The following is a 1,469-nucleotide window of genomic DNA, read 5'->3' as shown; positions in this document are numbered from 1 at the left end:
GTGGGCAATGAGGCGGGGGGCCACTCTACAATCGAAGTCAGAATCACTCTGCTTCCAGGAGCCGGCGGCCTCCCCGGGATCTCACTTGCTGCACCTCCCAACGGAAGGCATCCCTAAGATACAAGGAGCCGATTCATCGGCGATGCTCGTAACGCTACACTCCCCAAAGGTCCGCCAACACTCGCGACCGGAACCAGGGGAAACAATGAAAAGGATGCTCTGCGCGATCGCCCTGGCGATCGTAGCTACCGGCGTGGTCAGTGCGATGGACAATGCGCCAACCACTCCCTTCGACAAGGCCTTGCTCGCACGCGCCGTGCCGGATGATCGGCACGAGGCGGAGATCCTGGCAGCCACCCTGAGAGAGCGAAACCGCCCGCAATCGGCGGACGCTCTCGAGACGTGGCTCACAAGGCGCGATCTGGAACGCGTATTCGGGCGCGCCGTGACGGCGGGCAGCGTCGATGAGGCGATCCGCAGTTCGTTCTCGGATCTGTCCTCACTCAACAGCCTGGCCCTCACAGAACTCGCCCCCCGCTTCCCCATCGACTTTCTCGAAGGCAGTTGGCCTGCCGAGACCGATAGCTCTTACCTGGGCACAGCGACCCGCCTGGCGCCCGGTGTCCTACAGTGGAACAGCCCATTTCCGGGGCGTGCCCCCCAGCGCTTTGACGTGTCCGTACGGATCGGCAACACGATGAACTTTCCCGTCTCGGTGAAAGCGAGGTGGAGCCTGAATGGCTGGATGTTCATTTGTCCTGGTGTAGATATTCCGGCGAATCAGAGCGTCGTTGTGACATGTCTTTCCAACTTGCCGATCAATCTTTCGGATGCACACATCGCCGGAGATCTCATTGCACTGAAGGCTTCGACGGCCCGTGCAAACGTGCTCAGCCGGAGCGTCGTCATTCCTTCGATGGGCTTCAAGATGTGCGTATCGATGTCGGCCGTGGTGGCGTGCGACAACAGCGTTCGCTCCACGCAGTACGTGGACGGTGCGGAGGCTCGCCGGCGAATCGCCACGGCACCCTGTGAGGCCACCGGCGATTGCGGCGATCGTCCGTTGTCCAAGGCCGACGCCGGATCAGCTGCCTACAAGAAGCTCGCGATCCTGGCGGCGCTCTTCGCGGGCATTCTCGGCGTGCGACTCTGGCGGGGAAGCAGTCCGGAAAGTTGGTTGTTCGTTCCCTGGTTGCTTTATGCCATCGCGGGCGTGCTATCGATCATGCTCGCCATCATGGATCCACCCCAACCTGGGCTGGGCGACGGCATAGTCCATGGAGCGATCGGTCAGTTAGCGCTGTTCGCCCTGGCCACCCCCTGGTCGTCGATCATCGTTACGATTCCGGGGAATGGTTCACCCATGGGCCTCCTTACGCTTGCGGTGCTTGCGAACATTCTTTACGGCGCGATCTTAGTGTTCGCCGGTGATCGAAAGCTTTCGTGAGTGATGCCGGTGCCATTTACGC

General features: G+C 61.3%; 1 protein-coding gene. It reads left to right on the top strand.

From position 1 onward, the window contains the following. Nucleotides 1-1,447, top strand: a 1,447-nt coding sequence (locus AC1DT2_RS23190; protein WP_477299028.1) for a hypothetical protein, incomplete at its 5' end; no start/stop codon positions are given. Between the last annotated feature and the right edge of the window lie 22 nt (nt 1,448-1,469).

The sequence above is a fragment of the Luteibacter sp. P4_E6 genome, from assembly GCF_056401535.1.
The sequence above is the reverse complement of the archived record's forward strand: the minus strand, read 5'-3'. Positions and strand labels throughout refer to the sequence as shown.